The organism is Streptomyces sp. ICN903, from assembly GCF_022015835.1.
Lineage (GTDB): Bacteria > Actinomycetota > Actinomycetes > Streptomycetales > Streptomycetaceae > Streptomyces > Streptomyces fenghuangensis.
Genome location: NZ_JAKMAY010000567.1, coordinates 1 through 1,394, shown reverse-complemented (window position 1 = coordinate 1,394; position 1,394 = coordinate 1). Strand labels below are relative to the sequence as shown.

Genomic DNA, 1,394 nt, shown 5'->3' with positions numbered 1-1,394 from the left:
GTGCCCGGGGGCGTGGGTGAGCGGTTGTCAGGAGGGGCGCAGCCCCTCGTGGGCGATCTCCAGGGTCTCCACCGCCGCCTGGGAACTGGAGGGATCGAAGGACGGGCCCTGCCAGCGCACCGGGACGATCCCGAACACCTGCCAGCCGACGATCGGGGTCAGGTCCGGTTTCAGCGCCACGATCTCGCCCTCCTTGGGCTCCACCCGCCGCAGCGTCTCGTCGAGCCAGCGGCCGATCTTCACCGTGTCCGCGGTGACCGGCCGGGTGAGCGTGATGTTCGACCAGGTCACGCGCCCGGGCAGGTTCCAGGTGAAGCCGTTGTTGCCGCCCTCGGCGTAGCTCTCGATCTCGACCTCGGCGCCCATGCCGGTGCAGGTGTGGAAGGCGCCCAGGTCGTCGCCGCCGATCGCGAGCCGGAAGAACACGCTCGTCGCGAAGATGCTGTCCGTCATCGGTCCGTCGTCCGTCCTTCGTTCCGTGCCTTCAGCGGCGTCCGTCGTAGGGGCGGCCCGTGCGATCCCGGCCGCGCCGCAGCTCGGTGCGGAGCAGCCGGGCCACCGGGTCGAGCAGACGGCGCGCCAGGTCGTCCAGGTCGAGGCCGGGGTCCTGCGGCGCCTCGTGGGGACGGGCCGCGCCCCTGCCGGGGACGGGCGGCGCGGCGGGCGCGGGCGGCGCGGAGGCCGACCGCGGCCGGCCGCGCGCCGGTGCCTCCCGGGCCGGTGCGCCCGCGGGCACGGCGGCGCCGGCGCCTGTGGCGGTGCGCTGGACCGGGGGCGCCGCCCGGCCGGTTCCGCCGCCCGCCGGCCCGGGGGCCGGTGCGGCGGTCCGTGGCCGGACCACGGGGACGTCCCCCGCCGGTGCCGGTGCCGGTGCCGGTGCCGGTGCGGTCGGCGGACGGTCGGCGAGCGCCGGCGGCTGCGGGCCGGTCACCGGCAGGGAGCGCGCCGGTACGGCGGCGGCCGGGGCGGCCCCGGGGGTCCGTCCGCGGGGCGGAGCGGGCCGGACCACCGGGACACGCCGGCCGGAACCGGGCGATCCGGCGCCCCGCGCGCCGGGCGACTCGGGGCCGGGCGGTACGGGCGGGGACGCGGCCCGCTGGATCCGCGTCCCCGCCGGTCGTACGGGCTTGCCCGCGGGCGGCGCGGAGTGGTCCCGGGAGGCGGCCGGCGCGTTGGGCCAGCGCGCCGCCACCACGGCAGTACGCCCGCCGGGGCGGGGAGCGGAGGGCGGCGCCACCCCTTGCGGAGCCCGGGTGTTCAGGGCGAGCGGGCGCGCGGTGAGCAGCGGAAGGACGCGGGGCGCCGCCGGGCTGGAGTGCGACCCGGAACGTGCCGCGGTGAGTGGGCGCGGGCCGGCGGCGGTCCGGGCGACGGCGGCGGGGCTGGGGCTGGGT

At 79.7% G+C, this 1,394-nt stretch carries 2 protein-coding genes; both read right to left on the bottom strand.

The window, feature by feature from the left end:
- Positions 1 to 27: 27 nt before the first annotated feature.
- Positions 28 to 453 carry a phage tail protein gene (locus tag L7D48_RS28845; protein ID WP_237884053.1) on the bottom strand — a complete coding sequence of 142 codons (426 nt, stop codon included), beginning with the start codon at positions 451 to 453 and terminating at the stop codon, positions 28 to 30.
- A 31-nt stretch (positions 454 to 484) separates the two neighbouring features.
- Positions 485 to 736 carry a hypothetical protein gene (locus tag L7D48_RS28840; protein ID WP_237884055.1) on the bottom strand — a complete coding sequence of 84 codons (252 nt, stop codon included), beginning with the start codon at positions 734 to 736 and terminating at the stop codon, positions 485 to 487.
- Positions 737 to 1,394: the final 658 nt, after the last annotated feature.

What these genes read in the sequence shown, in the direction of transcription:
- L7D48_RS28845 (WP_237884053.1), bottom strand. Translation starts at nt 453, where the DNA reads ATGACGGACAGCATCTTCGCGACGAGCGTGTTCTTCCGGCTCGCGATC.